Annotated in this window: 26 protein-coding genes and 2 pseudogenes; 11 read left to right on the forward strand and 17 right to left on the reverse strand. The window is 71.8% G+C overall.

Translation table 11 applies throughout. From position 1 onward, the window contains the following. Positions 1–74: 74 nt before the first annotated feature. Positions 75–755, reverse strand: coding sequence for a response regulator transcription factor (locus tag AB0P24_RS08470; protein WP_010358452.1), 681 nt, complete (start codon positions 753–755; stop codon positions 75–77). Further along, the gene (locus AB0P24_RS08475; protein WP_365791520.1) at positions 752–2,008 is read right to left on the reverse strand and encodes an ATP-binding protein; all 1,257 of its coding nucleotides are present in this window, start codon (positions 2,006–2,008) and stop codon (positions 752–754) included. Before AB0P24_RS08475 ends, AB0P24_RS08470 begins: the two co-directional genes overlap by 4 nt. A 221-nt stretch (positions 2,009–2,229) precedes the next feature. On the opposite strand from AB0P24_RS08475, the gene phoU reads away from it, so the two are divergent. The 3 genes from phoU to AB0P24_RS08490 all read left to right on the forward strand — a co-directional run bounded on the left by phoU (position 2,230) and on the right by AB0P24_RS08490 (position 3,640). Further along, positions 2,230–2,919 carry a phosphate signaling complex protein PhoU gene (gene phoU / locus AB0P24_RS08480; protein WP_365791522.1) on the forward strand — a complete coding sequence of 230 codons (690 nt, stop codon included), beginning with the start codon at positions 2,230–2,232 and terminating at the stop codon, positions 2,917–2,919. A gap of 148 nt (positions 2,920–3,067) precedes the next feature. Then, the gene (locus AB0P24_RS08485) at positions 3,068–3,223 is read left to right on the forward strand and encodes a hypothetical protein (protein ID WP_181801025.1); all 156 of its coding nucleotides are present in this window, start codon (positions 3,068–3,070) and stop codon (positions 3,221–3,223) included. A 165-nt stretch (positions 3,224–3,388) separates the two neighbouring features. Beyond that, a complete protein-coding gene (locus tag AB0P24_RS08490; RefSeq protein WP_365791524.1) occupies positions 3,389–3,640 on the forward strand; it encodes an SCO4226 family nickel-binding protein in 252 nt (83 codons plus the stop codon). Between the two features lie 2 nt (positions 3,641–3,642). Here the strand turns inward: AB0P24_RS08490 and AB0P24_RS08495 are convergent. Further along, positions 3,643–4,088, reverse strand: a pseudogene (locus AB0P24_RS08495) (hypothetical protein). A 190-nt stretch (positions 4,089–4,278) separates the two neighbouring features. Between AB0P24_RS08495 and AB0P24_RS08500 the strand changes: the two are divergent. Beyond that, complete coding sequence (locus AB0P24_RS08500; protein WP_365791526.1) at positions 4,279–5,574, forward strand: lanthionine synthetase LanC family protein; 1,296 nt, start codon at positions 4,279–4,281, stop codon at positions 5,572–5,574. Between the two features lie 256 nt (positions 5,575–5,830). On the opposite strand, the gene AB0P24_RS08505 is transcribed toward AB0P24_RS08500, so the two are convergent. Further along, entirely contained in the window at positions 5,831–6,592 is a 762-nt protein-coding gene (locus AB0P24_RS08505; protein WP_234545340.1) for a phosphoglyceromutase, read from the reverse strand. 179 nt (positions 6,593–6,771) lie between these two features. Between AB0P24_RS08505 and AB0P24_RS08510 the strand changes: the two genes are divergently transcribed. Beyond that, a complete protein-coding gene (locus AB0P24_RS08510; RefSeq protein WP_365791528.1) occupies positions 6,772–8,025 on the forward strand; it encodes an MFS transporter in 1,254 nt (417 codons plus the stop codon). 105 nt (positions 8,026–8,130) lie between these two features. Here AB0P24_RS08510 and AB0P24_RS08515 read toward each other — a convergent pair whose 3' ends face one another. Together AB0P24_RS08515 and AB0P24_RS08520 are read right to left on the reverse strand one after the other, a co-directional pair. After that, positions 8,131–9,264: a hypothetical protein gene (locus AB0P24_RS08515; RefSeq protein ID WP_365791530.1), complete on the reverse strand. Its 1,134-nt coding sequence runs from the start codon at positions 9,262–9,264 to the stop codon at positions 8,131–8,133. Between the two features lie 124 nt (positions 9,265–9,388). Then, complete coding sequence (locus AB0P24_RS08520; RefSeq protein WP_365791532.1) at positions 9,389–9,844, reverse strand: DUF2000 domain-containing protein; 456 nt, start codon at positions 9,842–9,844, stop codon at positions 9,389–9,391. Between the two features lie 49 nt (positions 9,845–9,893). Here AB0P24_RS08520 and AB0P24_RS08525 point away from each other — a divergent pair, with 49 nt between their 5' ends. Then, positions 9,894–10,709: an AraC family transcriptional regulator gene (locus AB0P24_RS08525; RefSeq protein ID WP_365791534.1), complete on the forward strand. Its 816-nt coding sequence runs from the start codon at positions 9,894–9,896 to the stop codon at positions 10,707–10,709. Here the strand turns inward: AB0P24_RS08525 and AB0P24_RS08530 are convergent. The 3 genes from AB0P24_RS08530 to mshA form a co-directional block, all read right to left on the reverse strand. Further along, the gene (locus tag AB0P24_RS08530; protein ID WP_365791536.1) at positions 10,702–11,508 is read right to left on the reverse strand and encodes a hypothetical protein; all 807 of its coding nucleotides are present in this window, start codon (positions 11,506–11,508) and stop codon (positions 10,702–10,704) included. The genes AB0P24_RS08525 and AB0P24_RS08530 overlap by 8 nt on opposite strands. 152 nt (positions 11,509–11,660) lie before the next feature. Continuing rightward, positions 11,661–12,161: a YbjN domain-containing protein gene (locus AB0P24_RS08535; protein ID WP_365791538.1), complete on the reverse strand. Its 501-nt coding sequence runs from the start codon at positions 12,159–12,161 to the stop codon at positions 11,661–11,663. Then, positions 12,154–13,491, reverse strand: coding sequence for a D-inositol-3-phosphate glycosyltransferase (gene mshA / locus AB0P24_RS08540; protein WP_365791540.1), 1,338 nt, complete (start codon positions 13,489–13,491; stop codon positions 12,154–12,156). The genes AB0P24_RS08535 and mshA overlap by 8 nt, the downstream gene beginning before the upstream one ends. Before the next feature lie 188 nt (positions 13,492–13,679). Here mshA and AB0P24_RS08545 point away from each other — a divergent pair, with 188 nt between their 5' ends. From AB0P24_RS08545 to AB0P24_RS08555, 3 genes are all read left to right on the forward strand, one after another. Further along, on the forward strand, positions 13,680–14,474 hold the full coding sequence (locus AB0P24_RS08545; protein ID WP_365791542.1) for a class I SAM-dependent methyltransferase: 795 nt from the start codon (positions 13,680–13,682) through the stop codon (positions 14,472–14,474). Between the two features lie 186 nt (positions 14,475–14,660). After that, the gene (locus tag AB0P24_RS08550; RefSeq protein WP_365791544.1) at positions 14,661–15,785 is read left to right on the forward strand and encodes an NlpC/P60 family protein; all 1,125 of its coding nucleotides are present in this window, start codon (positions 14,661–14,663) and stop codon (positions 15,783–15,785) included. A gap of 289 nt (positions 15,786–16,074) precedes the next feature. Next, positions 16,075–17,385 carry a SpoIIE family protein phosphatase gene (locus tag AB0P24_RS08555; protein WP_365791546.1) on the forward strand — a complete coding sequence of 437 codons (1,311 nt, stop codon included), beginning with the start codon at positions 16,075–16,077 and terminating at the stop codon, positions 17,383–17,385. Between the two features lie 139 nt (positions 17,386–17,524). Here AB0P24_RS08555 and AB0P24_RS08560 read toward each other — a convergent pair whose 3' ends face one another. The 3 genes from AB0P24_RS08560 to AB0P24_RS08570 all read right to left on the reverse strand — a co-directional run bounded on the left by AB0P24_RS08560 (position 17,525) and on the right by AB0P24_RS08570 (position 19,168). After that, complete coding sequence (locus tag AB0P24_RS08560) at positions 17,525–17,875, reverse strand: DUF2516 family protein (RefSeq protein WP_365791548.1); 351 nt, start codon at positions 17,873–17,875, stop codon at positions 17,525–17,527. A 109-nt stretch (positions 17,876–17,984) separates the two neighbouring features. Next, the gene (locus AB0P24_RS08565; RefSeq protein ID WP_365791550.1) at positions 17,985–18,617 is read right to left on the reverse strand and encodes a hypothetical protein; all 633 of its coding nucleotides are present in this window, start codon (positions 18,615–18,617) and stop codon (positions 17,985–17,987) included. Positions 18,618–18,694: 77 nt separating this feature from the next. Further along, entirely contained in the window at positions 18,695–19,168 is a 474-nt protein-coding gene (locus AB0P24_RS08570; RefSeq protein WP_365791552.1) for a helix-turn-helix transcriptional regulator, read from the reverse strand. Positions 19,169–19,366: 198 nt separating this feature from the next. On the opposite strand from AB0P24_RS08570, the gene AB0P24_RS08575 reads away from it, so the two are divergent. Continuing rightward, a complete protein-coding gene (locus tag AB0P24_RS08575) occupies positions 19,367–19,795 on the forward strand; it encodes a MarR family transcriptional regulator (RefSeq protein WP_365791728.1) in 429 nt (142 codons plus the stop codon). A gap of 20 nt (positions 19,796–19,815) precedes the next feature. Beyond that, positions 19,816–21,066 carry an MFS transporter gene (locus AB0P24_RS08580; RefSeq protein WP_365791730.1) on the forward strand — a complete coding sequence of 417 codons (1,251 nt, stop codon included), beginning with the start codon at positions 19,816–19,818 and terminating at the stop codon, positions 21,064–21,066. A gap of 80 nt (positions 21,067–21,146) precedes the next feature. On the opposite strand, the pseudogene AB0P24_RS08585 reads toward AB0P24_RS08580, so the two are convergent. The 5 genes and pseudogenes from AB0P24_RS08585 to AB0P24_RS08605 form a co-directional block, all read right to left on the reverse strand. After that, positions 21,147–21,584: pseudogene (locus AB0P24_RS08585) on the reverse strand (DUF6817 domain-containing protein); the annotation flags it as partial. A gap of 70 nt (positions 21,585–21,654) precedes the next feature. After that, on the reverse strand, positions 21,655–21,798 hold the full coding sequence (locus AB0P24_RS08590) for a hypothetical protein (protein ID WP_365791554.1): 144 nt from the start codon (positions 21,796–21,798) through the stop codon (positions 21,655–21,657). A 23-nt stretch (positions 21,799–21,821) separates the two neighbouring features. After that, a complete protein-coding gene (locus tag AB0P24_RS08595; RefSeq protein WP_365791556.1) occupies positions 21,822–23,828 on the reverse strand; it encodes an AAA family ATPase in 2,007 nt (668 codons plus the stop codon). 54 nt (positions 23,829–23,882) lie between these two features. Continuing rightward, a complete protein-coding gene (locus AB0P24_RS08600; protein WP_365791558.1) occupies positions 23,883–24,485 on the reverse strand; it encodes a TetR family transcriptional regulator in 603 nt (200 codons plus the stop codon). Positions 24,486–24,508: 23 nt separating this feature from the next. After that, a complete protein-coding gene (locus tag AB0P24_RS08605; RefSeq protein WP_365791560.1) occupies positions 24,509–25,312 on the reverse strand; it encodes a hypothetical protein in 804 nt (267 codons plus the stop codon). Between the last annotated feature and the right edge of the window lie 38 nt (positions 25,313–25,350).

The following is a 25,350-nucleotide window of genomic DNA, read 5'->3' on the forward strand; positions in this document are numbered from 1 at the left end:
GGCAGTGCCGTACATCCGCGGTACGGCCGGCGCACCACACGTCGGCCGTACCGCCGTAAACCCAGGCCGGCGGCTTACGGCTCGAACTTGTACCCGAGACCGCGGACCGTCACCAGGTAACGCGGCGCGCCCGGGTCCGGCTCGATCTTGGCGCGGAGGCGCTTGACGTGGACGTCGAGGGTCTTGGTGTCGCCGACGTAGTCGGCACCCCAGACGCGGTCGATGAGCTGCATGCGGGTGAGGACGCGGCCGGCGTTGCGCAGGAGCATCTCCAGGAGGTCGAACTCCTTGAGGGGGAGGTCGACCTTGGAGCCGGAGACCGTCACCACGTGGCGGTCGACGTCCATGCGGACCGGGCCCGCTTCGAGGGCGGCCGGGGTGACCTCCTCCGGCTCGCCGCGGCGGCGCAGGACGGCCCGGATCCGGGCTACCAGCTCGCGCGAGGAGAAGGGCTTGGTGACGTAGTCATCGGCTCCTATTTCGAGCCCGACGACCTTGTCGATCTCGCTGTCCTTGGCCGTCACCATGATGACGGGGACGTTGGACCGGCCGCGCAGCTGGCGGCAGACCTCCGTGCCGGGCAGCCCCGGCAGCATCAGGTCGAGGAGGACGAGGTCGGCGCCGTTGCGCTCGAACTCGTCGAGTCCGTCGGGGCCCGTGGCCGCCACGGCGACCTCGAAGCCCTCTTTGCGGAGCATGTACGACAGGGCGTCGGAGAAGGACTCCTCGTCCTCGACGACGAGCACTCGGGTCACGGAAGGACCTCCGGGGCGGGAAGCGGTTCGTACGGGGATGACTCGGTGGTACCGGCCTCGTCGTCGAGGTCGGGGTCGGGGTGCTGCGACGCGCGGTCGCGGGCCACGCCCGCCTCCGGCAGCCTGAGGGTGAACGTGGAGCCCTGGTTCTCGGCGCTCCACACCGTGACCTCCCCGCCGTGCGAGGCGACCACGTGCTTGACGATGGCGAGACCGAGACCGGTGCCACCGGTGGCCCGCGAGCGGGCCGGGTCGACGCGGTAGAAGCGCTCGAAGATGCGCTCCTTGTCCTTGTCGGAGATGCCGATGCCCTGGTCGGTCACGGCAAGCTCGATCATGTCGCCGCCCGGCATGCCGACCCGGCGGGCGGCTATCCCCACCCGGGTGCGGGCCGGCGAGTAGTTCACGGCGTTCTCGACGAGGTTGCCGAGGGCGGCGGCCAGCTGGCCGCGGTGGCCCCAGACACGCAGGTCGGCGGTGCCGCCGGCGGCCATGGTGATCTGCTTGGCGCCGGCCTGGTGCCGGCACCGGTCGATCGCCTCGGCGACCAGCTCGTCGACCCGGACCGGCTCCGCGTCCTCCAGCGGATCGTCGTTCTGCACTCTCGACAGATCGATCAGCTCCTGGACCAGGTTGGTCAGGCGCGTGGCCTCGATCTGCATGCGACCGGCGAAGCGCTGCACGGCCTCCGGGTCGTCCGAGGCGTCCATGACGGCCTCGGAGAGCAGGGAGAGCGCGCCGACCGGGGTCTTCAGCTCGTGGCTGACATTCGCCACGAAGTCACGGCGTACCGCCTCGATGCGACGGGCCTCGGTGAGGTCCTCGACGAGGAGCAGCACGAGCCGGGAGCCGAGGGGCGCCACCCGGGCGGAGACGGCCAGGGCCTCACCCCGCCCGGTCCCCCGCCTCGGGAGGTCCAGCTCGACCTGTCGTATCTCGCCGTCGCGCCGGGTGTCCCGGGCCATCCCGAGCATCGGCTCGATGGCGAGTTTGCCGCCGCGCACGAGTCCGAGGGCGTACGCCGCCGAGCTCGCCTTGACCACCGCGTCGGACTCGTCGAGGACGACCGCGGAGGAGCGCAGCACGCTCAGTACGGTGTCCACGCCCGGGGGCAGTACGGGGTCGGTCGGCACAGAGGTCCTGGTCGGTCGTTTCTGGTCGCGTTCGCTCCAGCGGAACGCCAGCATGGCGATGACACCGGTAAGAACCCCGGCGATCGCTGCCGCTGCGGCGACCGCCGCGTTCACGTCCATGCAAACAGGTTAAGCAGGGGGTACGACATCCCCACAGCCCACGAGGTGTCGGCTCGAACACTCGTCGCCCAGAGTTCACCTTGGAGCCAGTATTGGTTCATTTGGGGTGGCAGAAACGGTCGCGTTGAGACCGGAACGTGGAAGCGTGGGGGTTCGCAGCTGCTTTCGGCCACGGGCCCCGGCTCACGGAGCCCCGGGAACAGACGTAGGAGAGGGAACCCATGCGGGACGCGTACCACGAGGAACTCGACTCGATCGGCGACAGCCTGGTCGACATGGCCCGGCTGGTCGGATCGGCGATCGGGCGCGCCACGACGGCGATCCTCGACGCCGACCTCAAGCTCGCCGAGAGCGTCATCGAGGCCGACCAGAAGGTGGACGAGCTCCACCACGACCTGGAGGCGCGCGCGATAGCCCTGCTCGCGCGCCAGCAGCCGGTGGCGACCGACCTGCGGATCGTCGTCACCTCGCTGCGCATGTCCGCCGACCTGGAGCGCTCCGGCGACCTGGCCCAGCACGTGGCGAAGCTGGCCCGGCTGCGCTACCCGGCGAACGCCATCCCCCACGACCTGCACGCGACCGTCCTGGAGATGGGGCAGCTCGCGCAGCGCCTGATGGCCAAGGCCGCCGAGGTGATCATCACCAAGGACGTCGACCTGGCCCTGCAACTGGAGCAGGACGACGACGAGATGGACCTGCTGCACCGCACGATCTTCCAGCACCTGCTGGACGACCGCTGGAAGCACGGCATCGAGACCGCCGTCGACGTGACCCTCCTCGGCCGCTACTACGAGCGGTACGCCGACCACGCGGTCGCCGTCGCCAAGCGCGTCGTCTTCCTGGTCACCGGCGAGCACGCGGACGACCTGCAGCCCGACATCCAGCCGGTGACGGGCACCGAGGGGGCGTAACCGCCCGGCCGGGCGGGGCACGCGGGGTGCGGGACGGGCGCGGGGCACCCCAGTGCGCCGCCGTGCGCCGTTGATGCGCCCGGAGAAACGGGCATGGAATGGGCAAGGCCCTACCTCCAGGGCATCCAGGGACCTACGGGAGGGATCCATGGCCGAATCCCCCAGCACCACGCCCGACCCCACGCAGGAGCGCGAGAGCGACCAGCCCGCCGAGATCAAGAACCTTCTGGTCATCGGCGCCTGCGGCTGCGGTTCGGGCTGCGGCTGCGGCTGCCAGTCGGGCAGCCCCTGCCAGTGCGGCTGACCGAACGCCTCAGCACCTCAGGTACGGCGAAGGGCCCCCGACTCCGGTCGGGGGCCCTTCGTGCCGGTGCGGAGCGGCGCGCGAAGCGGCACGGACGGGCGCAGCATGGAAAGGGAACCGGAACCGGACGGGGCGGGTCGCGGGGGGAGACAGGAGGTGGCAGCCATGCCGCAGTTCATGGACGTACACCACGGGATGAAGGGCATCACCGCCGACCAGCTCAGGGAGGCCCACGAGGCCGACCTCGCCGTCGAGAAGGACGAGGGCGTCCACTTCGAACGGGCCTGGGCCGACCCTGACTCCGGCAACGTCTACTGCCTCTCCGACGCCCCCTCGGCCGACGCGGTCAAGCGCGTCCACGAACGCTCGGGCCATCCGGCGGACGAGATCCACCAGGTCCCGCTGTCCATCTGGTGAGCTCAGAGTGACGTTCGGGTGGCGGGCAGCCCGGCGAGCCAGTCGACGAGCAGCCGGTTGACCTCGTCGGGCCGTCCCTGCTGGATCCAGTGCCCACAGCCGTCGAGGAGGTGGGAGGAGACCAGACCCGGGAGGGTGACCGGGTACGCCTCGATGGCGTCGGCCGGCCAGGTCGTGGAGGCGTCGAGACCGCCGCCGACGAACAGGGACGGCTGGGTGACCGGGGCGCCGTCGTAGGCGGCGAGATCCTCCCAGTCGCGGTGCCACCCGGGCAGCGGCCTCGATGGCAACAGCGCGATATCCCGCCGCCGCGAGCACCGGCAACTGATACCGCCACGAGTACCAGCACTCGGGAAACCCGTGCACGAGCAGCACGAGGGGACCGGCCCTCCTCGACGAGATGAATCCGCCGTCCGCCCGCAAGAACCACCCGATGCCGCGCCGCCATACGTCCTCCCCGTCCTTCACGTTCGCCGATCTGCCGCCCCTCCACAGATCATGCGAATCCACGCGCCGACAGGCCGAGCCCGTTTGCCGGTTCGGCAAACGGGCTCGGCTTCGCCCACCATCCTGGACACGGCTCGTCCACCCTCCCCCCGGTCCTCGGCACGCCCGGGAGGTCCTGCGAGAGTGGCGCCATGACGACAGCATCGGGAAGGGTCGACGAGGTCGAGGGACTCGCGGTGGACGGGCTGCGGTGGTTGACCGGGCTGGCGCGCGCGACGGCCGGGGGCGGCCTCGCCTGGGCGACGAGGCCCTCGGACGACAGCCTCAACCCGAACCTCTACAGCGGTACGGCCGGGATCGTCCCCGTACTCCTGGAGGCATGGCGGCACTTCGGCGACGACTCCCACGCCGACGCCGCCCTGCGCGCGGCCCGCAGCCTCGCGGACTTCGTCGACGGCGTCGACGACGACTCCCTCTACTTCGGCCGTACCGGAATCGCGCTCGTCCTGCGGACCGTGCACGAGGAACTCGGCGACACGGCCGCCGGAGCCGCCGCCGACCGCGCGCTGCACCTCGTGCGGGCACGCTTCGACGGCACCCGCTGGGGCGAACTGTTCGAGCTGATGGGCGGGAACGCGGGAATCGGCCTCGGCGCACTGCTGTCCGGCGACCCCGAACTGGCCGTCCTCGCCGTGGAGCCCTATCTCCGCACGGCGGAGCAGACTCCGGCCGGCGTCCACTGGCCCCACCGCACGGGTGTCGAGGCCCGTCTGCACCACATCTCGCACGGCACACTCGGCATCGTCCTCGCGCTGGCCCGCGTCGGCGACGCCACCGGGCGGGCGGACCTGGTCGAACTGGCCCTGGCCGGGGCCGCGGACGTCGTCGCGCGCGACGAAGCGGGGCCGGAGGGCTTCCTGGTGCGGCACTCCACCCCGCAGTTCCGGCCCGAGCTGATCGAGCCGTTCAGCTACGGCTGGTGCCACGGCCCGACCGGGGACGCACAGGTCTTCCGGCTGCTGCGGGACGTCACCGCCGACCCGGCCTGGGCCGCCCTCGCCGACCGCTGCTGGCACACGGTCACCCACTCCGGCCTGCCCCAGCGGCTGCGCCCCGGCTTCTGGGACAACAACGGCCGGTGCTGCGGCACCGCGGGCGTCCTCGCCCTGGCCTGCGACCGGATCGCCGAGCAAGCCGGGCAACAGGACGCGTACGACTTCGCCCACGTCCTCGTCACGGACCTCACCGCCCGCGCGATCCGCGACGGCGAGGGTGCCCGCTGGTCCAACGTCGAACACCGGGCCACTCCCACCGCCCTCGAACCACAGACCGGCTGGGCCATGGGCAACGCGGGCATCGTCCGCGAACTCCTGCGCTTCGCACGCCTGCACGGCCACATCGACGACCACGTCGACGACCACGGCTTCGACTTCGGCTTCGGCTTCGGGCAACCTGTCGGGCACCGCCGCCAACCGCCCCCGAACTGACCGCCGGCACCCTCGCCGGGTGGGCCGCGCCGGCCCTTGGCACGGCGCAGTTGATCCACGCGGCAGACTCTCTGACCGGCGACCGCCAGCCGCTCGCCTCGTCCTCGCCACCTGCTGCGCGGCACTCAGCGTCGTCGGCGCCGGAAACTCCCGCGGACCCCGCCCCTGATCGGCTGAGAGCCCAGAGGCGGCCCCGGCACAGCAACAAGCCCCCCACCCGTGGAGAACCCGCGGGGAGGGGGCTTCTCGGGCAGGGTTACTTCTTCTTGCCCTGGTTCTTGACCGCCTCGATGGCCGCGGCTGCCGCGGCCGGGTCGAGGTACTGGCCGCCGGGGGTCACCGGCTTGAAGTCGGCGTCCAGTTCGTAGGCGAGGGGGATGCCCGTGGGGATGTTGAGACCGGCGATGTCGGCGTCCGAGATGTCGTCCAGGTGCTTGACGAGGGCGCGCAGGCTGTTGCCGTGGGCGGCGATCAGGACCGTGCGGCCGGCCAGGAGGTCGGGGACGATGCCGTCGTACCAGTACGGGAGCATGCGGTTGACGACGTCCTTGAGGCACTCCGTGCGGGGGCGCAGCTCCGGGGGGATGGCGGCGTAGCGCGGGTCCGCGGACTGGGAGAACTCGGAGTCGTCGGCGAGCGGCGGGGGCGGGGTGTCGTACGAGCGGCGCCAGAGCATGAACTGCTCCTCGCCGAACTCGGCCAGCGTGGCCGCCTTGTCCTTGCCCTGGAGGGCGCCGTAGTGGCGCTCGTTCAGGCGCCAGCTGCGGTGGACCGGGATCCAGTGGCGGTCGGCGGCTTCGAGGGCGAGCTGCGCCGTGCGGATCGCTCGCTTCTGGAGGGACGTGTGGACCACGTCCGGGAGCAGGTCGGCATCCTTCAGGAGCTCACCGCCGCGGACTGCCTCCTTCTCGCCCTTCTCGTTGAGGTTGACGTCCACCCAGCCGGTGAACAGGTTCTTCGCGTTCCACTCGCTCTCGCCGTGGCGGAGGAGGATCAGCTTGTACGGTGCGTCGGCCATGGGTCAGAGCGTAATCCACGTGTTCGGGGCGGAGGGCGGGCGCCCGTGGGGCGTCCCAGGGGGCGGACAGTCGCCTGCATCTGTTAATTGACTGGCTCAGGCGAGCAGCAGGTATGTAAGTTGCCCTCACGCCTTGTGTCACTTACATCTCTGTCGCTCACGCCTGCTCCGGGAGAACCATGTCGTCCGCCGCCCTGCGACGCGCCGTCCGGGAGACCGTGTCCGGTCTGCCCAGGGAGTTCTGGTGGCTGTGGACCAGCACCCTCGTCAACCGGCTGGGTGCCTTCGTGGCCACGTACATGGCCCTGTATCTGACCCTGGACCGCGGGTACAGCGCGTCGTACGCCGGGCTCGTCGCCTCCCTGCACGGGCTGGGCGGGGTCGTGTCCTCCCTGGGGGGCGGGGTGATGGCCGACCGGCTGGGGCGGCGGCCCACCCTGCTCGTCGCCCAGGGCTCCACCGCCGCGGCCGTCGCGCTGCTCGGGTTCGTGCGCGATCCCGTCGCCATCGCCGCCGTCGCCTTCCTGGTCGGCGTGGCCTCCAACGCCTCCCGGCCGGCCGTGCAGGCCATGATGGCCGACATCGTGCGGCCCGAGGACCGGGTGCGGGCCTTCTCGCTCAACTACTGGGCGGTCAATCTGGGGTTCGCCGTGTCCTCCATGGGCGCCGGGTTCATCGCCGAGGTCAGCTACCGCGCCGGGTTCCTGATCGAGGCGGCGATGACCGCCGCCTGCGCCGTCCTCGTCTTCGCCAGGGTGCCCGAGTCGCGGCCGGCGCGTGCCGCCGCGGCGGGCGGCAAGGGTGGCGAGGTCAGCCTGCTGACCGTGGTGCGCGACGGGCGGTACATGGGCGTCGTCGGGCTGTCGTTCCTCGTCGCGCTGATCTTCCAGCAGGGGTCGGTGGGGCTGCCGGTGGCGATGGGCGAGGCCGGGTTCTCGCCCGCCGACTACGGCATGTCCATCGCCGTGAACGGGATCCTCATCGTGGTGCTGCAGATTCCGGTGACCCGGGTCATCCAGCACCGGGATCCGCGGTCCCTGCTGGTCGTCTCGTCCCTGCTCGCGGGGTACGGTTTCGGGCTCACCGCGCTCGCCGGGTCGGTCGGGGTGTTCGCGCTCACCGTCTGCGTGTGGACGCTGGCCGAGATCGTCAACGCGCCGACCCAGACGGGGCTGGTGGTGCGGCTCTCGCCGGTGCAGGGGCGGGGCAGGTACCAGGGGATGTACACGCTGTCCTGGTCCGCCGCCGCGCTCATCGCGCCGCTGCTGTCCGGCGTCGTCATCGACCGGTTCGGGGCGCGGTGGCTGTGGGGGGTGTGCGCGGTCGTGGGGACGGCGGCGGCTCTGGGGTACGGGCTGCTGATGCGGCGGCTGCCGGCGGAACGGCCCGCGGCCGCGGCTTCGGCGGGTGCGGAGGCGGGGGTGCGGGCCTGAAGGGACCGGGGTCCGGGGTCCGGGGTCCGGGAAGCGCCGGGCGGCGCCCCGCGGACAGCTCCTGCCCTCGTACGACGGAGGGCAGGGGCTCTCCGGCGGACGGCGTCAGTCCGTGCAGCCCGGTACCAGGCCCACCGAGCAGTTGGTCGGGATGTTGTGGACGACCTTCGAGTCCGTCACCGAGACCCGGTTGGTGGTGAAGACACCGCCGGGCGCCGACGTGGAGGCGTTGTCGCGGACGGTGCTGTGGTCGAGGGTGACGGATCCGCCGTCGTTGTAGATGCCGCCGCCCACGGAGACGCTGGTGGCGCTCGCGTTGTTGCCGTTCGCGCTGTTACGGGAGACCTCGGTGCCTTTCAGGAAGAGGACCCCCGTGCCCGTGTTGTAGATGCCACCGCCCCGGCCCGCCGTGCCTCCGACGACGTTGCCGCTGACCTTGGACTTCACCAGCTTCAGGTTCGCGTTGTTGTAGATCCCGCCGCCTCTGTTGCCCGTGTCGGTGTTGTTCATGACCTTGCTGTCGTCGATCTCCGTCGTGCCGCCGTCGACGTAGACGCCGCCGCCGGAGACCCCGGCCGCGGTGTTCCGCCGGACCAGGCTCATGCCGACGAAGGTCATGCCCCCGGCCTGATAGATCGCGCCGCCGGCGAGCCGGGCGTGGTTGCGGGCGAACTCGGAGCTCTCGGTGGTCACGGAGCCGGCGGTGTAGAGGCCACCGCCGTCGCCCGCGTTGTTGAACGCCACATAGCTGCTTCTGATCTCCGCCGAGCCGCCCGCCTCCACCGCGATGCCGCCGCCGTTGTCCGTGGCGGTGTTGTCGAGTACGGCGACCTTCGCCAGCCTGAGCCCGCCGCCGCTGTTGACGTGGATTCCGGCGCCGTTCCCGGTGGGGAGATACCCACCGCGGACAGTGAGGTCCTTCAGACGCAGGTCGCCGCCCGAGCTGACGTCGAAAATCCGGAACGCGGGGGTGGTCGCCCCGTCGCGCACGATCGTCGCGCCGTTGCCCCGGATCGTGAGGTTCTGGGCGACGGCCGGCAGCGCAGCCATCAGGTGGTAGGTGCAGTCGCCGCGGAGATCAAGGGTCTCACCGTTCCGCGCGTTGGTGATGGCGAGGGCCAGCGCCGTCCCGCTGCACGGAACACGGTCCGGGCCCGCGGCATTCGCCGGTCCGCTCGTCAGGCCCGTGGCGATCGCCGCGGCGGCTGCGGCCGCACCGCAGAATCTGATGTATCGCATGACAGTCACATACGACATTCACACCGAACCCCGGCAATTGCGATGATCGCATCACCCGGTCACGCCAAGGGAATCCACCCGTTGGCCGACAGGATCGGCCGACAGGATCCGCCGACAGGGCGGGTCACGGATGCATGCGCGCCCCCTTCAGCACCTTGTCCACCGCGTTCCGCGGCCCGTACACCGAGAGCCCCACCAGGTCGAGTTCCGCCGTGGGCACCGCGCGCACCGCCGCGCGGTTGTCGCGGTCGTTGCCGGTGGAGAAGAGGTCGGCGGTGAAGACGGCGCGGGGCAGGGCGCGGCTCAGCGCACGCTCGTGCGCGGCCTTCAGGGTCTCCTTCTCGCCCTCGAAGACCAGCACCGGCTGCCGGAACATCGGCAGGTAGGCGACCCCGTCCGCGTCCTCGTACGGCTCCCCGACCACCTCGGGGAGCGTCGCGCCCAGGCCGCTGACCAGGAACGCGGTGACGTTCAGGCGCTGCCAGGGCTCCAGGTCCGCGCGCAGCAGCACGGCGATCTTCGTGTCGAAACGGACGGGGGCCGGGGCCGGGGCGGTGTTCAGAGGGGTCGTGGAACTCATGCCTTGAGACTGCCGGGCGTCGTACGGCCTCGTCTTGTACGTTCTTTGCATGGCCGCCCGGCAGTCCGTCACACAGGAAGTCACCGCCTGGCGCCCCCGCGTCCCGGGCGTCACCGAGGTCTTCCACGCCCGTTTCACCGAGTACGCGTACCCGATGCACGTCCATGACGCCTGGACGCTGCTCATCGTGGACGACGGCGCCGTACGGTACGACCTCGACCGGCACGAGCACGGCACCCCCGCCGACACCGTGACCCTGCTGCCGCCGCACGTGCCGCACAACGGCTCCCCCGCCACCGCGGACGGCTTCCGCAAGCGCGTGGTCTACCTGGACGGGACCCTGCTCGGGGACGATCTGATCGGAGCCGCCGTCGACGGGCCCGACCTGCGTGACCCCCTGCTGCGGCAGCGGGTCGGCCTGCTGCACTCCGCACTCGCCCGCCCCGGCGACGAGTGGGAGGCGGAGAGCCGGCTCGCCCTGATCGGCGAGCGGCTGCGGGGCCTGCTCCGTCCCCGGCTCGCGGTCCAGGAGCCCGCTGACCCGTCCCTCGCCCGTGCCCTGCGCGGACTCCTCGACGAGCGGGTCGCCGACGGGCTCGCCCTGGAGGAGGCGGCGCGGCTGCTGCACGCCCATCCCGCCCACCTGGTACGGGCGTTCAGCGGCGCGTACGGCATCGCCCCGCACCAGTACCTGATGTCCCGCCGGGTCGGCCGGGCCCGCCGGCTGCTGCTCGACGGCGTGCCGCCCGGCGAGACGGCCACCGCCACCGGCTTCTACGACCAGGCCCATCTCACCCGGCACTTCCGGAAGCTGGTGGGGGTGACCCCGGGGCGCTATCGCGACAGCGCGCGGTACGTCAGCTGACGTCGACGTAGTCGCCGGCGGAGGTCGCGCCGCCGGTGGTGGCCGTGGCGCCGAAGGTCCACCGGTAGTAGCCGTCGGCGGCCGCCTTGACCGTGGTCTTCAGGGCACCGGCCGAGTCGGCCCGCACCGTCTTCAGCGTCGTGTACGTGCTGCTGCCCTTCTTGCGGAACTGCAGCCTGGCCGCCTTGCCGCCGAAGCCGACGTACCTGTGCTTCACCCAGTCCGCGCGCGTGATCGCGCCCTTCACGGTGAGCGTCCCGCCCTTGGCGACGGGCTCCGGGGCGGCGTTGGCGGTGACCTTGGCCGCGCGCAGGACCTGCACGGTGCCGAGGCCGGTCAGGATCTCCTGGCTCTTGAGTTTGTCGTCCGAGCCCCAGATCTTCGCGCCGGCCGCGATCTTCCAGGTCGTCGCGTCGTTGTCGGAGTCCAGGGTGTAGCGCGGCTCGATGGAGAACTCGCCGCCGCAGTCGGCGGGCTGGGAGCCGTTGTCGCCGCAGCCCACCGAGTCGAAGTAGATACCGCCGTCCGCGGCGCCCTTGGCGGCCGTGGTGTCGTGGTAGAGGAACGGGAGCACCTGTGCGTCGGCGAGCTTGACGCCGGACGGCCAGGTCATGCGGAAGGTGAAGCCGGGCTTCACCTTCGCGGTGGTGCCCACCACGATGGGTTTGCCCTCGTTCACGACCATCCTGGTCACCGTGATCCCGGTGTCGGCCGCCGCCGCGGACGGTGCCGCGAGGGCTCCCAGGGCCAGCGCCCCCGCGAGCACCACCGCCGAGCCGGACGATCTGCCTGCGCGCATACACAACCTCTCAGTGACGGGAGAAGAAAGGTAAGGCCCCGTTAAGACACGGGGTCGCGGCAGGTTAACAGCAGGCAGACGGACGGCAGTTCGCGCCCCTCTGGAGCGTCTCGCCCCTGGGCCCCGAAGCCCGGCGCCGGCCGGTCCCGGAGTCAGTCGGCAGGACGTTCGATCAGGTGCGTGAACGCATCCAGGTTTCGGGTCGACTCGCCGCGCGCCACCCGCCACGCGTACTCCTTGCGGATCGCGGAGGCGAAGCCCAGCTCCAGGAGTGTGTTGAAGGCGCCGTCCGCGGCCTCCAGGACCTGGCCGAGGAGGCGGTCGATCTCCTCGTCGGTGACGGAGGCGACCGAGAGCCTCCCGGTGACGTAGATGTCGCCGAGGCGGTCGACGGCGTAACTCACGCCGTACAGCTTGAGGTTCCGCTCCAGGAGCCAGCGGTGGACGGCCGGCTCGTTCTCGTCGGGGTGCCGGATGACGAAGGCGTTCAGGGAGAGGGAGTGGCGGCCGACGCGGAGGGAGACGGTCGTCTTCAGCTTGCGGGTGCCGGGGAGCTGCACGACGTAGGTGCCGGACTCGGGGCTCTCCCACTCCAGTTCGGCGTCCTTGAGGACACCCTCGATGACCTGCGCGGCCTTGTCGACATCACCCATGGGCCGAGCGTACGCGACGGCGGTGGGACTGGGTCGCGGCCAGGTAGACGTCGGCGGTGGCGGCGGCGGCCGTGTCCCAGCCGAAAGACTGGGCGTGTCGGGCGGCCGCGCTGCCGAAACGGTCCGCCAAAGACGCGTCGTCGGCGAAACGGCGCAGCACGCGCGCGTAGTCGGCCGGATGGTGACCGTCCACCAGGAAGCCGGTCTCGCCGTCCCGTACGGCCACGGGCAGACCGCCGACGGAGGCGGCGAGCACGGGCGTGCCGGCCGCCTGGGCCTCTATCGCCACCAGGCCGAAGGACTCGCTGTAGGACGGCATGACCAGGACGGAGGCGGCCCGGAACCAGTCCGCGAGCTGCTCCTGGCCGACGGGAGGGCGGAATCGTACGACGTCCGCGACGCCGAGCCGCGCGGCCAGCTTCTGCAGGCCCTCCGGCTTGGCGAGACCGCTGCCGCTGGGGCCGCCGACGATCGGCACGACGATCCGGGAGCGGAGTTCGGGGCGTTCGTCGAGGAGGACGGCCACGGCGCGCAGCAGCACGTCGGGGGCCTTGAGGGGCTGGATGCGGCCCGCGAAGAGCGGGATCAGGGCGTCCTGCGGGAGGCCGAGGCGGGCGCGGGCCGCCTGCCGTCCGTCCGCCGGGCAGAACCGGTCGAGGTTCACGCCGGGGTGGACGACGGCGACCTTGGCGGGGTCGGCGCTGTAGTGGCGGACGAGTTCGCCGGCCTCTTCGGAGGTGTTGGCGATGAGGCGGTCGGCCGCGGCGACGATCTGGGTCTCGCCGATGACCCGGGCGGCGGGCTCGGGGGTGTCGCCGTCGGCCAGGTTGGCGTTCTTGACCTTGGCCATGGTGTGCATGGCGTGCACGAGCGGGACGCCCCAGCGCTGGGCGGCGAGCCAGCCGACGTGGCCGGAGAGCCAGTAGTGCGAGTGGACGAGGTCGTAGTAGCCGGGGCGGTGGCCGGCCCAGGCCTGCATCACGCCGTGCGTGAAGGCGCACAGCTGGGCGGGGAGGTCCTCCTTGGCGAGGCCCTCGTAGGGGCCGGCGTCGACGTGCCGGACGAGGACGCCGGGGGCGAGCTCGACGACGGGCGGGAGGCCGCCGGAGGTGGCCCGGGTGAAGATCTCGACGTCGATGTCGATCGCGGCGAGGCGCTGCGCGAGCTCCACGATGTAGACGTTCATGCCGCCGGCGTCGCCGGTGCCGGGCTGGTGGAGCGGCGAGGTGTGCACGGAGAGCATGGCGACGCGGCGGGGCCTGCGGGGCCGGCGGAGCCGGGCGGCGGCCGACGGGGAGTGGCGAGCGAGCCTGCTGATGTACTGGCTCACGTGGCGGTCCTCCTTGATGCGGGCATGCCTTCGGGAGGACGTCGAGGGTCCTCTGGGTGTGCAACAGCGGAGGGCCGGGTTCCCATTCCGGGGACGGTTGACTTTACCGACACATTGCCTAGAGTCGCTCAACCGTTCGAGGACGGGGCGCGTCAGTGCAGGGCGCGTCACTGTCTACCCTCTTAGACATGACAGCCCGCGCCGCCTCCCGCCCCGTGGGAACGGTGACGCGCGGGACCACCAACCCCAACCGGCTGCGCCGCATGGACCGCTGGATCGCCGTCACGCACGGGGCCGAGCTGCGACGCGCGGACGACCCCGTCGCCGTCGACCTGGGGTACGGCGCCGCCCCCTGGACCGCCGTCGAGTTGCTCGGCCGGCTGCGCGGCGTCGCGCCACGCGCGCGTGTCGTCGGGGTCGAGATCGAGCCCGCGCGGGTCGCCGCGGCCAGGCCGTACGAGCGGGAGGGGCTCACCTTCCGGCACGGCGGGTTCGAGATCCCCGTTCCCACGCGGCCGTCGCTCATCCGCGCGGCCAACGTGCTGCGGCAGTACGACGAGGGCGAGGTCGCCGAGGTGTGGCGGCGGCTGTGCGGACGGCTCGCACCCGGCGGGCTGCTGGTGGAGGGGACCTGTGACGAGATCGGGCGGCGGCACGTATGGGTGGCGCTCGGGGCGCAGGGCCCCCGGACGGTGACCTTCGCGACCCGGCTCGGCTCCCTGGAACGGCCCTCGGACCTCGCCGAGCGGCTGCCGAAGGCGTTGATCCACCGCAATGTGCCGGGCGAGCCGGTGCACGCGTTCCTGCGGGACTTCGACCGCGCGTGGGCGGCGGCCGCGCCCTACGCGTCGTACGGCGCCCGGCAGCGGTGGATCCGGGCGGTGCGGGACCTGACGGCCGACTGGCCGGTGACGGACTCGGCGACGCGCTGGCGGCAGGGCGAAGTGACGGTGGCGTGGCGGGCTTTGGCGCCGAAGGCCTGATGGGACGGGGTGGGAACGATCTCGATGAGTCGTACGTCACAAAGGCGGGGAGATCGTCATGCTCGGGGGGAAACCGGGGAGGAACCCACCTGCCACTACCTCTGTCGCTTTACGGCGCGCCATGGCACGATCCTCCACGTGCCGTAAGTTACTGACGATTAATCAGATTTTTTTGGGGGGCGCGTCATGGGACCGGACAAGCGCACCGTCCGGGCCGGCGGGAGCGGGATCCTGGCGACGGCGGTGACCGTGGTCTGCACGGTGACGGTGCTGGCTGCACCCGGCACGGCGTTCGCGGCGCCCGCCCCGCCCCCCTCCCCCACCGCCTCGGCCTCGGCCTCGGCCTCGACCGGCACCTCCGCGACCCTCACTCCGGACAAGGACCTTGAGGCCGTACGCGAGAAGCTGGACGCGCTCTATCACGACGCGGCCGTCGCCACCGACGCGTACAACGCCGCCGAGGAGGCGGCGCGGAAGCAGTCCGCCGAGATCGTCGACCTGGCGCAGAAGATCGTCAAGGGGCAGCAGAAGCTCGACGCGTTGAAGGAGCGGGCGGGCCGGGCGGCCGCCGCCCAGTACCGCACCGGCGGGCTGCCGGACACCGCCCAGCTGATGCTGAGCGACGACCCCTCCGAGTTCCTGGACGGGGCCGGGCGGGTGCTCCAGGGCGAGCGCGCCACCAAGGCCCTGATCAGGGAACTGACCCAGACCCAGCAGGACTTGACGCAGTACGCGGCGGACGCGGCCGACCAGTGGAACAGACTGGAGGCCGGCCGCAAGGCGAAGGCCGCCGCGAAGAAGAAGATCCAGCAGCGGATCGCCGCCGCCGAGCAGCTCCAGTCGAAGCTGGAGAAGAAGCAGAAGGAGCGGCTCGCCGAGCTGGAGCGGGAGGCCGCCTACAAGCAGCAGACCGCCTGGCTGGGCACCGGGATACTCGACGAGATCCACAGCAAGGCGTCCGCGGCGGGCAAGAAGGCGGTCGCGTTCGCCACCGCCCAGCTCGGCAAGCCGTACGTGTGGGGCGCCGAGGGCCCGGACTCGTACGACTGCTCCGGGCTGACCTCGCAGGCCTGGGCGAGCGCCGGGAAGCCGATTCCGCGCACCTCCGAGGAGCAGTGGAAGCAGCTCAAGCACGTCGACGTCAAGGACATGCGGCCCGGCGACCTGATCATCTACTTCGACGACGCCAGTCATGTCGCGATGTACATCGGGGACGGCGCGATCATCCAGGCCCCGCGCCCGGGACGGACGGTGTCGGTCGGCGGAGCGGGATCGATGCCGATCCTCGGGGTGGTACGGCCGGACGCCTGAGCACCGCCGGGCACTTTAGGTGTGATGCCCCTTTCGTGAGCTGAGTCATGTGACTCAGTGCACGCCAACGCCCCATCAAACTCCGGCGGCACGTGACCTTCGTCATTCCCTTCACACGACCCTCTTACCCAACTGCGGTACGGCACGCGGCATATGCCGGTGGCCTGAGACAGGGCGACGTGGCCCACCCCATTCCGTTGCGGCGGCCAGTACCGCTATGGTCCCCGTCGGGTGGGTCGAGGTCCCTCGCCCCGCCATGCCCTCGGGGGGAGGGAAGGAACCCGACACGATGCCCGTACCCGTACCGCGGCAGAGAGCGATCCCGGCCGTGGAGAGTGGTCAGGCGCCGGCCGCCGTGCCCGCACAGGGCGGCGGCCCCCTCAAGGAAGAGGCCAACCGCACGGAAGCCGTCACCCCGAACACCGGCGGCACCACTCTCACCCTGCTGCTGATCGAGGACGATCCGGCCGGTTCACCGGTCCTGCCCGAGTTGCGGGACGCGTCCGGCAACTCGATCCGCGTCCGCACCGCCCGCAACCTCACCGAGGCCGAGCGGCTGCTGACCGACGACGTCCACTGCATCCTGCTGGACCTGGCGCTCCCGGCGCCGGGCGACAAGGAGACGGGGGGCGAGCTGGCCGTGCTCAAGCACGTGCTGGAGCTCGCGCCCCGGCACGCCGTGCTGGCGCTCACCGCCTCCGGTGACGCCGAGCGCGGCACCGAGGCCGTGCGCGTCGGCGCGCAGGACTACCTCTTCCGCGACGAGCTGGACGGACGGCTGCTGAGCCGCGCCATCCGGTACGCCGTCGAGCGCAAACGCTCCCTGACGACCGAGCGCAAGCTCGCGGAGGGGCGGCTGCGGGCGCAGGAGAACCGCCGTCTGGAGCGGGGCCTGCTGCCCACGCCCCTGCTGGAGGGCTCCTCGCTGCGCTTCGCCGCCCGCTACCGCCCCGGCCGCTCCCGGGCGCTGCTCGGCGGTGACTTCTACGACACCGTGCGCACGCCCGACGGGACCGTGCACGCGATGATCGGCGACGTCTGCGGGCACGGCCCGGACGAGGCCGCGCTCGGCGTGGAGCTGCGGATCGCCTGGCGGGCGCTGACCCTGGCGGGGCTGTGCGGCGACGAGCTGCTGTCCACGCTTCAGGAGGTGCTGGAGCACGAGCGCGCCGACGAGGAGATCTTCGCGACGCTCTGCACCGTCGACATAGCGCCGGACGGGCGTCAGGCCGGGCTGTGCCTGGCCGGGCATCCGGCGCCGCTGGTCGCCCGGCCCGGACGGCCGGCCCAACTGCTGCCGTACGAGAACAACGGGCCGGCGCTGGGGCTGCTGAAGGGGGCCCGGTGGCCGCGGATGCAGGTGGAGCTGGGCTCCGAGTGGAGCCTGATGCTCTACACCGACGGGCTGATCGAGGGCCGGGTGGGCTCGGGCGGCGAGCGGCTGGGGCAGGAGGGAATGGTCGAGATGGTCCGACGGCAGCTGGCCTCCGGCCTGACCGGGGAGGCGTTGCTGCGCGCGGCCGTCAATGAGGTGCGGCAGCTCAACGGGGGCGAGCTGACGGACGACGTGGCCGTTGTGCTGCTGGATCGGGGGGTTTGACCGGCAACGCGCCGTTGCGGGGGTGCAGTGCGCCGGGGGCGGGCAGGGCGCGGCCTGTCGCGCCCACGCGGCGGAGCCGCTTATCAGGACAGCCCCGCGCCCCTGACGGGGCGCCTCGGCGGGCGCCCCTTGAAAGGGATCAGCGGCCGCCGTTGTACGGGCCGTACGGGCCGTCGCTGCTGCTGCCGCCGCGGCGGCCTCGCCAGCCGCCGCCACCGCCCGACACCTGCTTGACCGCGGGGCGGACGTCGACGATGTAGACGATGCTCGCCACCACGCCCGCGATCGGCAGGATGGAGAGGATCGAGAAGAGGTAGCTGACGACCAGGGCGATGGCCAGGATGATCAGCCAGAACATCTTGTTCTGCTTGTCGGCCGCGCGGAAGGCGTCCTCGCGCCGGAACACGGCGTCGACCAGCCCGAACGCGGCCAGGGCCATCAGGACGATCTTCAACAGTCCCAGGAACCCCGCGAACCCCAGCATCAGCATGCTGCCACCACCCGTTCTCTCCCGATCCCTACGCGGCCACCGTACCCGTAGAACGGGCCGGGCACCCCCAAGGTGCCCGGCCCGTACGTTCCGCTGACGCGGGCGCCGGTTACTTGGCCGGCGGGGTGGTCTTCTTGACCGGGGTGGCCTTGCGGGGGGCCGGGGTCTTCTTGGCGGCCGGGGCCTTCTTCACCGCGGCCGGCTTGGCCTCGGCGGCCTTCGGCTCGTCCGCCTTCTTCTCGTCCGCCTTGACCGTGACCGGCTCGGGCTTGCCCTCGACGGCGATGGCCAGGTCCTCGATCTCGTCGGCGGCCTCGCCGCGCCAGACCTTCACGGCCTGCTCGCCGTGCTCGGCGACCTTCTCGTAGGTCTCGCGGGCCTTGACGGCGTACTCGGCGGCCACGCCGACCTGGCGCAGCGCGAAGTCCTGGGCGGACTCGCCGAGCTTCTTGAGGTCGCCGTCGAGGGAGACGATGAAGTCGTTGACCTTGGACTGGAGGCTGACCTGGGCCTCCTTGGCCTTGGCTCCGGCCTCCTTGGCGCGGGCGGCGGCCTTCTCCTGGACGGCCTTCGGGTCGGTGTTGCGGACCGCCTCGATGCGGGCCGGGGCCTCGGCGCGCAGCTGCTCGACCAGGCCTGGGACCTTCTTGGCCTGCTGGAGGGCCAGGTCGGCGGTGCCGGCGGCGAAGTAGAGCGGAGTCGGGTCGCTGAGGGTCTTGCGCAGGTCGTCGGCGATGGCCATGGTGATGGTCCTCCCGTATTAAAGTTCGGCTGAGGGTTTTGTGGTCCGCGGCGCGGCGGCCGGCGCGCTTGGCCGGCTCATCCGGCCGTCCGCCGCGGATCGGTCTCGCTGTCGCCGGTCCCACTGCCGCCGGGGCCGCCGTCGCCGTCGTGGTTCTCGGCGCCGACGGTGTCCGTGCCACTCGCGCGCTCCAGGCCCGGCCCGAAGCCGTTCTCTTTCCTGAACGACTCGTAGATCTGCAGCAGCACCTGCTTCTGCCGCTCGTCCAGGGTGGGGTCGGCGAGGATGACCGCACGGGTCTCCACCTCGTTCAGATCCCGCTCGGCGTCGAGGATTCCGGCGCGGACGTACAGCGTCTCGGCGGAGATCCGCAGGGCCTTGGCGACCTGCTGCAACACCTCCGCGCTCGGCTTGCGCAGCCCGCGCTCGATCTGGCTCAGGTACGGATTGGACACCCCGGCGGCATCGGCGAGCTGCCTGAGCGACAGCTGCGCGTTGCGCCGCTGTTCACGCAGATACTCACCGAGATTGCCGACGTTCAGCGATGCCATACCTCCACCCTGCCCCACCCTCGCTAACAATTGCAAGCACCTGCTTGCAAAAGTGTGCCGCGTCATACCCGCGCGGCGGCACGGAAAAGTAACAGCACTTATATAACCACTGTTACGATGCGGCTCATGGCCGACCCCGACGCACTCGACCCCTCCCAGCAGAGCCTCTGGCGGCCCCTGCGCCTGCTCCAGGCGTCCATGGACGCCGACATCGCCCGGCTCTACTCCGAACAGCGGATCGACGGGCTCAAGCCCAGCTTCGTCATGGAGCTGCTCCGGCTCCACTCGCACGGCCCCATGACCATCGCGGAACTCGCCGAGTCGGTTCAGCGCACGCATTCGGCGCTCAGTCAGAAGGTCGCCGCGATGCGCAAGGCAGGCTGGGTCGAGACCGTCGTGGGCGACGATGCGCGCACCAGAAAGGTGACGCTCACCGACAGGGCCCGCGGTGTCATCGGTCGCCTGGCGGCGGAATGGCGGGCCACCGAGGCCGCCGTCGCCGAACTGGAGGAGGAGATTCCCTACCCGCTCTCCCGGGTCGTCACCGACATCGAGCAGGCTCTGGCGCGCAGGAGCTTCCACGACCGGATCGCCGGGAAACTGGCCGAGGATCCCGCATGGGAATGAGCAGGGGGATGCGCAGGGGAATGCGCCGCGCACTGATCGACGTGGCCCCGTTACGGTCGTCACCACCGTTCCGGCGGCTGTGGACCGGCCAGACGCTGTCGGGTTTCGGCAGCCAGATGACACTCGTCGCGGTGATGTTCCAGATCTGGCGGATGACGGAAAGCACCACGTGGACTGGTGCCGTCGGGCTCGCCCAGGCGATCCCCCTCGTCGCACTCGGGCTGTTCGCCGGATCGCTCGTCGACCGAGTGGACCGGCGGAAGTTCTACCTGCTCACCACCGGTGGACAGGCCGTGTGTTCGCTCCTGCTGGCACTGCAGGGCTTTCTCGGACATGTTCCCGCGGCCGGCGTGCTGGGACTGGTCGCGCTCCAGTCCTGCTTCGGCGCGGGCGGCGGCCCGGCGTCGCGCACCTTCATCCCGCACCTGCTGCCCGCGCACCAGCTGGCCGCGGGCCTGGCGCTGCGGCGCGTCGCCTTCCAGGGCGCCCTGCTGCTCGGTCCCGCGCTGAGCGGACTGCTCGCGGGCGGACCGGGGATCGGCGCCTGCTACCTGATCGACGCCCTGACCTTCGTCGCCGCGCTCTACGGGGCGTTCGGTCTGCCGAAGCTGCCCCGCCAGGAGGCCACCGCGCGGCCCGGCCTGCGCGGAGTGCTGGACGGCCTGGCCTTCCTGGGCCGCACTCCTGCCATCCGCGGGGCCCTGCTCACCGACCTGGCCGCCACCGTACTGTCGATGCCCGTCAGCCTGTTCCCCCTGCTCAACGCCGAACGGTTCGGCGACGACCCCCGCACCCTCGGGCTGTTCCTCACGGCTGTCGCCGTCGGCGGCGTCGTGGCGTCGGTCTTCTCCGGAACCTTCACCCGGCTCCCCCGCCCCGGCCTGGTCATGCTCTGCGGATCCGCCGCCTGGGGCGCGGCGTTGACCCTGTTCGGCATGGCGCCCGGCCCATGGGGCGGAATGGGCTGCCTCGTGCTGGCCGGCGCCGCCGACACCGTCTCCGTCGTCTCCCGGAGCACCGTCGTCCAGACGCACACCCCGGACGAACTGCTCGGCCGGGTCAGCGCCGCCGAACAGATCGTCGGACAGGCCGGACCCGACATCGGCAACATGCGCGGCGGCCTCGTCGCAGACGCGACCTCGGGCACGACAGCCCTCGTCAGCGGCGGCCTGCTGTGCCTCGGCGCGGTCGCCTGGGTGGCCGCCACCACGGCGGAACTGCGCCGCTCCTCCGCACCGTCCCGTCCCCGCGCAGCGCCGGCCGGCCCATGAGCCCTGCCCTGCCGTGCCCTGCCCCGGAGGCGCCTTGTCCCGGAAGCGCCTTGTCCCGGAAGCGCCTGGTCCCCCTGCTCTCAGTCCTGCCGACGGTGGGGCGCCGGAGCGAGAACGGCGCGGCAGCCGGACCAGGCGGGCCGGCTCAGCAGGGAGCGCGAGCGGGTGAACAGGGCGAGGAGTTCGGCTCCCCACTTCTCGCGGAAGGACGGGTCGATGCGGGCGAGATCGAGTTCGTTGGCGGCGGAGAGCTCGGCGAAGTCCCGGCGCAGCCGCGGCGCGGGAACGTCGGCACGGCCGGTGAAGCGGTCGTGGAAGGTCGCGTCGGGGTCGGCGAGGGCCGGGTAGGTGGCCTTGCGGTCGCACGAGGCGTAGAGATACACGATCTCCTCGGCCTCCGTGCCGATCACGGCCGCGAGTTCGGCGCGGCGGTCCAGGGGCCGCAGGACGGTGGGGAAGCCGTCGGTGCCGTAGCACGCGTGGCACAGGCCCGCGAGCTGGAGCGCGGGGCGGGCCCAGTCAGGGGGCGACGCAGGTGTTGGCGTCGTCCATCCGGGTGGTGGCCCAGGCGAGGTCGCGGCGGAGGGACTACAGGCGGGGGCCGAGGGCGGGGTCGACACGGTTCAGCAGCGGATGGGCCGGGGCGACGCCGGTGTCGTACACGGGGTAGGGGCGGTCGGCGGGGGCACCGAAGGGGATGAGGGTGCCGACGATGTCCAGGAAGAGAAGCACCGCGGGACAGGATCGCGGACTTCTCAGAACGGCAACGGCCTCGCATGCACCACGTCCAGTCTCGACACCGCCCGTGTCAGGACCACGTACAGCCTGTGCAGCCCTCGTTCCTCCCCCTCCGCCACCGCCGCCGGTTCCACGGCCACCACGTGGTCGTACTCCAGGCCCTTGACCACGCTCGCCGGGACCACGGCCACCCGCGCGCCCGGTTCGTCCGGTCCCGCCGGTTCGAGGCCCGCGGCCGTCAGCGCCTCGCGTACGGCGGTCACCTGCGCGTCCGCCGCCACCACCCCCACCGATCCCTCGTGGGCCAGCGCCTCCCGGACCGCGGTGACCGTCGCCGCGCGCACGTCGTCCGCCGGGCGGATCCGCACCTCCCCGTCGCCGCGGTAGGACCTGGCCGGCGGTACGTCCGTGCCCAGGCGGCGCAGCAGCCGGTTGGTCAGGGCCACGACCGCCGCCGGGACACGGAAACCGGTGGTGAGCGGGACGACGGCCGCGTCCGGCTTGCCCAGATGGCCCAGTGCGGCGTCCCAGCTCCGCGCCGCCCAGGGCGTGGTGGCCTGGGCGAGGTCGCCGAGGACGGTGAGGGAGCCGAAGACCGCGCGGCGGGCGATCGCCCTGCACTCCATGGGAGACAGGTCCTGGGCCTCGTCCACGACGATGTGGCCGTAGCCCTCGGGGTGGTCGACGAGGCCCGCGACCTCGTCGAGGAGGACCAGGTCGGCGGCCGACCAGCGGGCGGACCGGTACGAGCGGGGCGGGCGGGCCCAGCGCAGGTCCCGCTGTTCGCCGGGGGTCAGCAGCCCCGCGGCGGCCGCCGCCAGCGCCTCGCCGTCCGTGAGGAGTTCGGCCACCACCTCCTCCGGGCGCACCTTCGGCCACACGGTGTCGAGGTAGCCGCTCATCGCCCGGGAGCGTTCCAGACGCCGGGTCCAGGCGGCGGGCTGCGGGCCCGCCCGCCGTTCGGCCTGGAGCTGTACGGCCCGCATCGCCCGCCCCCGCACCCGCTCCCGACCGACGGCGTACGGCGGTTCCTCGTCCCGCACCCCCGCGACGATCTCCGTGAGCGCGGCGGCGGGCACCCGCCAGGTGTAGGTGCCGTCGGAGAGCGAGAGGGGGGTGACGGCGTCCGTGCGGACGCGGGCGTACAGGGCGCGGCGCAGGACCTCGGCCATCCGCGGGTCGTGCTTGAGCGCGGCGGTGCGGTCGGGGTCGGTAGCGGTGACGGGGTGGCGGCCGATCTCCTCCGGCAGGGTCGTCTGCCGGACGCCGGTCTCGCCCAGGGCCGGGAGGACCTCGGAGATGTAGGAGAGGAAGGTGCGGTTGGGGCCGAGGATCAGGAGGCCGGAGCGGCGGATGCGCTGCGGGTGGGTGTAGAGGAGGTAGGCGGCGCGGTGCAGGCCGACGGCGGTCTTGCCGGTGCCCGGGGCGCCCTGGACGCAGACGGAGTCGGTGAGACCGGCGCGGACCAGGTCGTCCTGGTCGGGCTGGATGGTGGCGGCGATGTCCCGCATGGGGCCGACGCGCGGCCGTTCGATCTCGCGGGTGAGCAGGGTGCTCCCGGTCCCGGACTCCCCCTTGCCCAGATGCTCGTCCTCCAGCCCCGTCAGGTCGGCGGAGTCGCCGCGGCTGCCGGGCGCCCAGCCGAACCGCCGCCGTACCGCCACGCCCTGCGGGTCGTCGGGGCCGGCCTGGTAGAAGGCGCGGGAGACGGGGGCGCGCCAGTCGACGACGAGGGGCGGGGCGGTCGGCTCCTCGCTGATGCGGAGGCGGCCGACGCGGTAGCTCTGCCCGGCGTGCTCGCCTGCCTCGAAGTCGAGCTTGCCGAAGAACAGGGGCCCCTCAGGCAGCTCGCGCATCTCCTTGGCCCGGCTGCGCAGCCGGTACCCGAGCACCTCGGCGTCGGCACCGGACGCGGAGACGTCCTCGCCGGTGACGACGTGCTCGACGGCGCCTTCGACCATGCGGGCGAGGGCGGCTCGGCAGGTGTCGTGGTAGGCGCGTTCACGGTCGAGTTCCTGCTGCATGGAGACAGCGTAGGCGAAAACTCGTAACCAGGTTAATTTTTTAACCCGTACTCATCAGTGGTCCGTCAGGGCCCGCTCCAGCCGTCCGAACGCCCGCTCCGCCGCCCGCACCGCGTCCTCCCGCACGTCCTCGGCCCGCTCCCCGGCCGCGATCCGCCGCCAGTTGTCCTGCGCGAGGATCCGCTGTACGGCGATGATCTGGCCGGCGGCGAGCCTGGCGTCCAGGGTGCCGCCGAGGGCCTCGGCGAGCGCGGCCTCCGACCGCTCCAGGTAGGCGTGCTGGCGGGCGACCAGGGTCGGGGTGCTGTTGAGCAGGGTGTGGAAGGCGAGCACCTGGGGGTGGTCGTTGAGCCCGGTGATCGGGTCGCCCCGCCGCAGCCCGTCGAGGAAGTGCGCCCGCAGCACGCCGACGGGCGACCCGGCGCCCGCGACCAGCCGGGCCGCCTCCGTCTCGTGGTCGGCGATCCGGTGCAGGACCAGGTCCTCCTTGGCCGGGAAGTACCGGAACAGCGTCGGCTTGGAGATCCCGGCCGCGGCGGCCACCTCGGCCACCGACACCGCGTCGAACCCCTTCGCCAGGAACAGCCGCACGGCGATGTCCGACACGTCCTCGTACATCCGCCGCTTCTTGCGCTCACGCAGGCCCATCTCACCCATGGGGCGAGCCTACGCAGCGGCGGTCAGACCGAGGTCCCCTGTCGCCAGTGCGGGCGCTTCGCCAGGCGCCACAGATCGTCGAAGTGTTTGGTCCAGGTCGCCACGGCCGCCTCTGCCGCGCCCTCCCGGGACCACACGTTCAGGTCGGTCCGGTAGCCCTTGGGGTCGTAGTACTCGTCGCCCATGTGGTGCAGCCGCATCCGCACGGACAGGTCGTACAGCCCGTGCAGCACCTGTTGCCGGTTGAAGATGCAGATCTTGTCGCGCGGGATACCGGGATAGAGGCGGTACTCGCACTCGACATGCACCCGGCCGGCGGCCGTGAGCCGTTCCGCGAGCTCGGAGAGTATGCCGTCGTACTCACGGCACCGCTGCTCCATGCGCTTGCGGAAGTCGGGGTCGTCCACGGGCGCATCCCTCTCCCCCACCCTGGACGGAACCGTCATCGACTGGCCGAAGTCCGGGACCAGCATGCGGATCAGCACCCTGCGGGTGGGGCCGGGATGGTCGAAGAGGTCTTCCAGACGGTGATACAGGGTGTGGTACAGCGTCTCCCCGGTGTAGCCGAGAAAGCTGATCTCCACTCTTCGCGCCTCGAAGGCCTCACTGACGAAGCCGCCCAGCTGACTGGAGTTCACGAGTGCCCGGGCTGGATCCCGGACCGACGAGTTCAGTTCCTTCATCTGGTCGTACAGGACATAGCCGACCAGGCTCAGCAGGGCACCGCCGAGATAGGCCTTGCCCTCCAGGGCATCACCGACCGGCTTCACGAACTGGGCCGTGAGGCCGGTGACGAAGATGCCGAGCAGCAGGACACGGGTCACCACCGGTTCGACGCGTTCCTGAAAACGCCTCAGCCGCGATA

This window comes from Streptomyces sp. NPDC086519, from assembly GCF_040686075.1.
GTDB lineage: Bacteria > Actinomycetota > Actinomycetes > Streptomycetales > Streptomycetaceae > Streptomyces > Streptomyces shenzhenensis.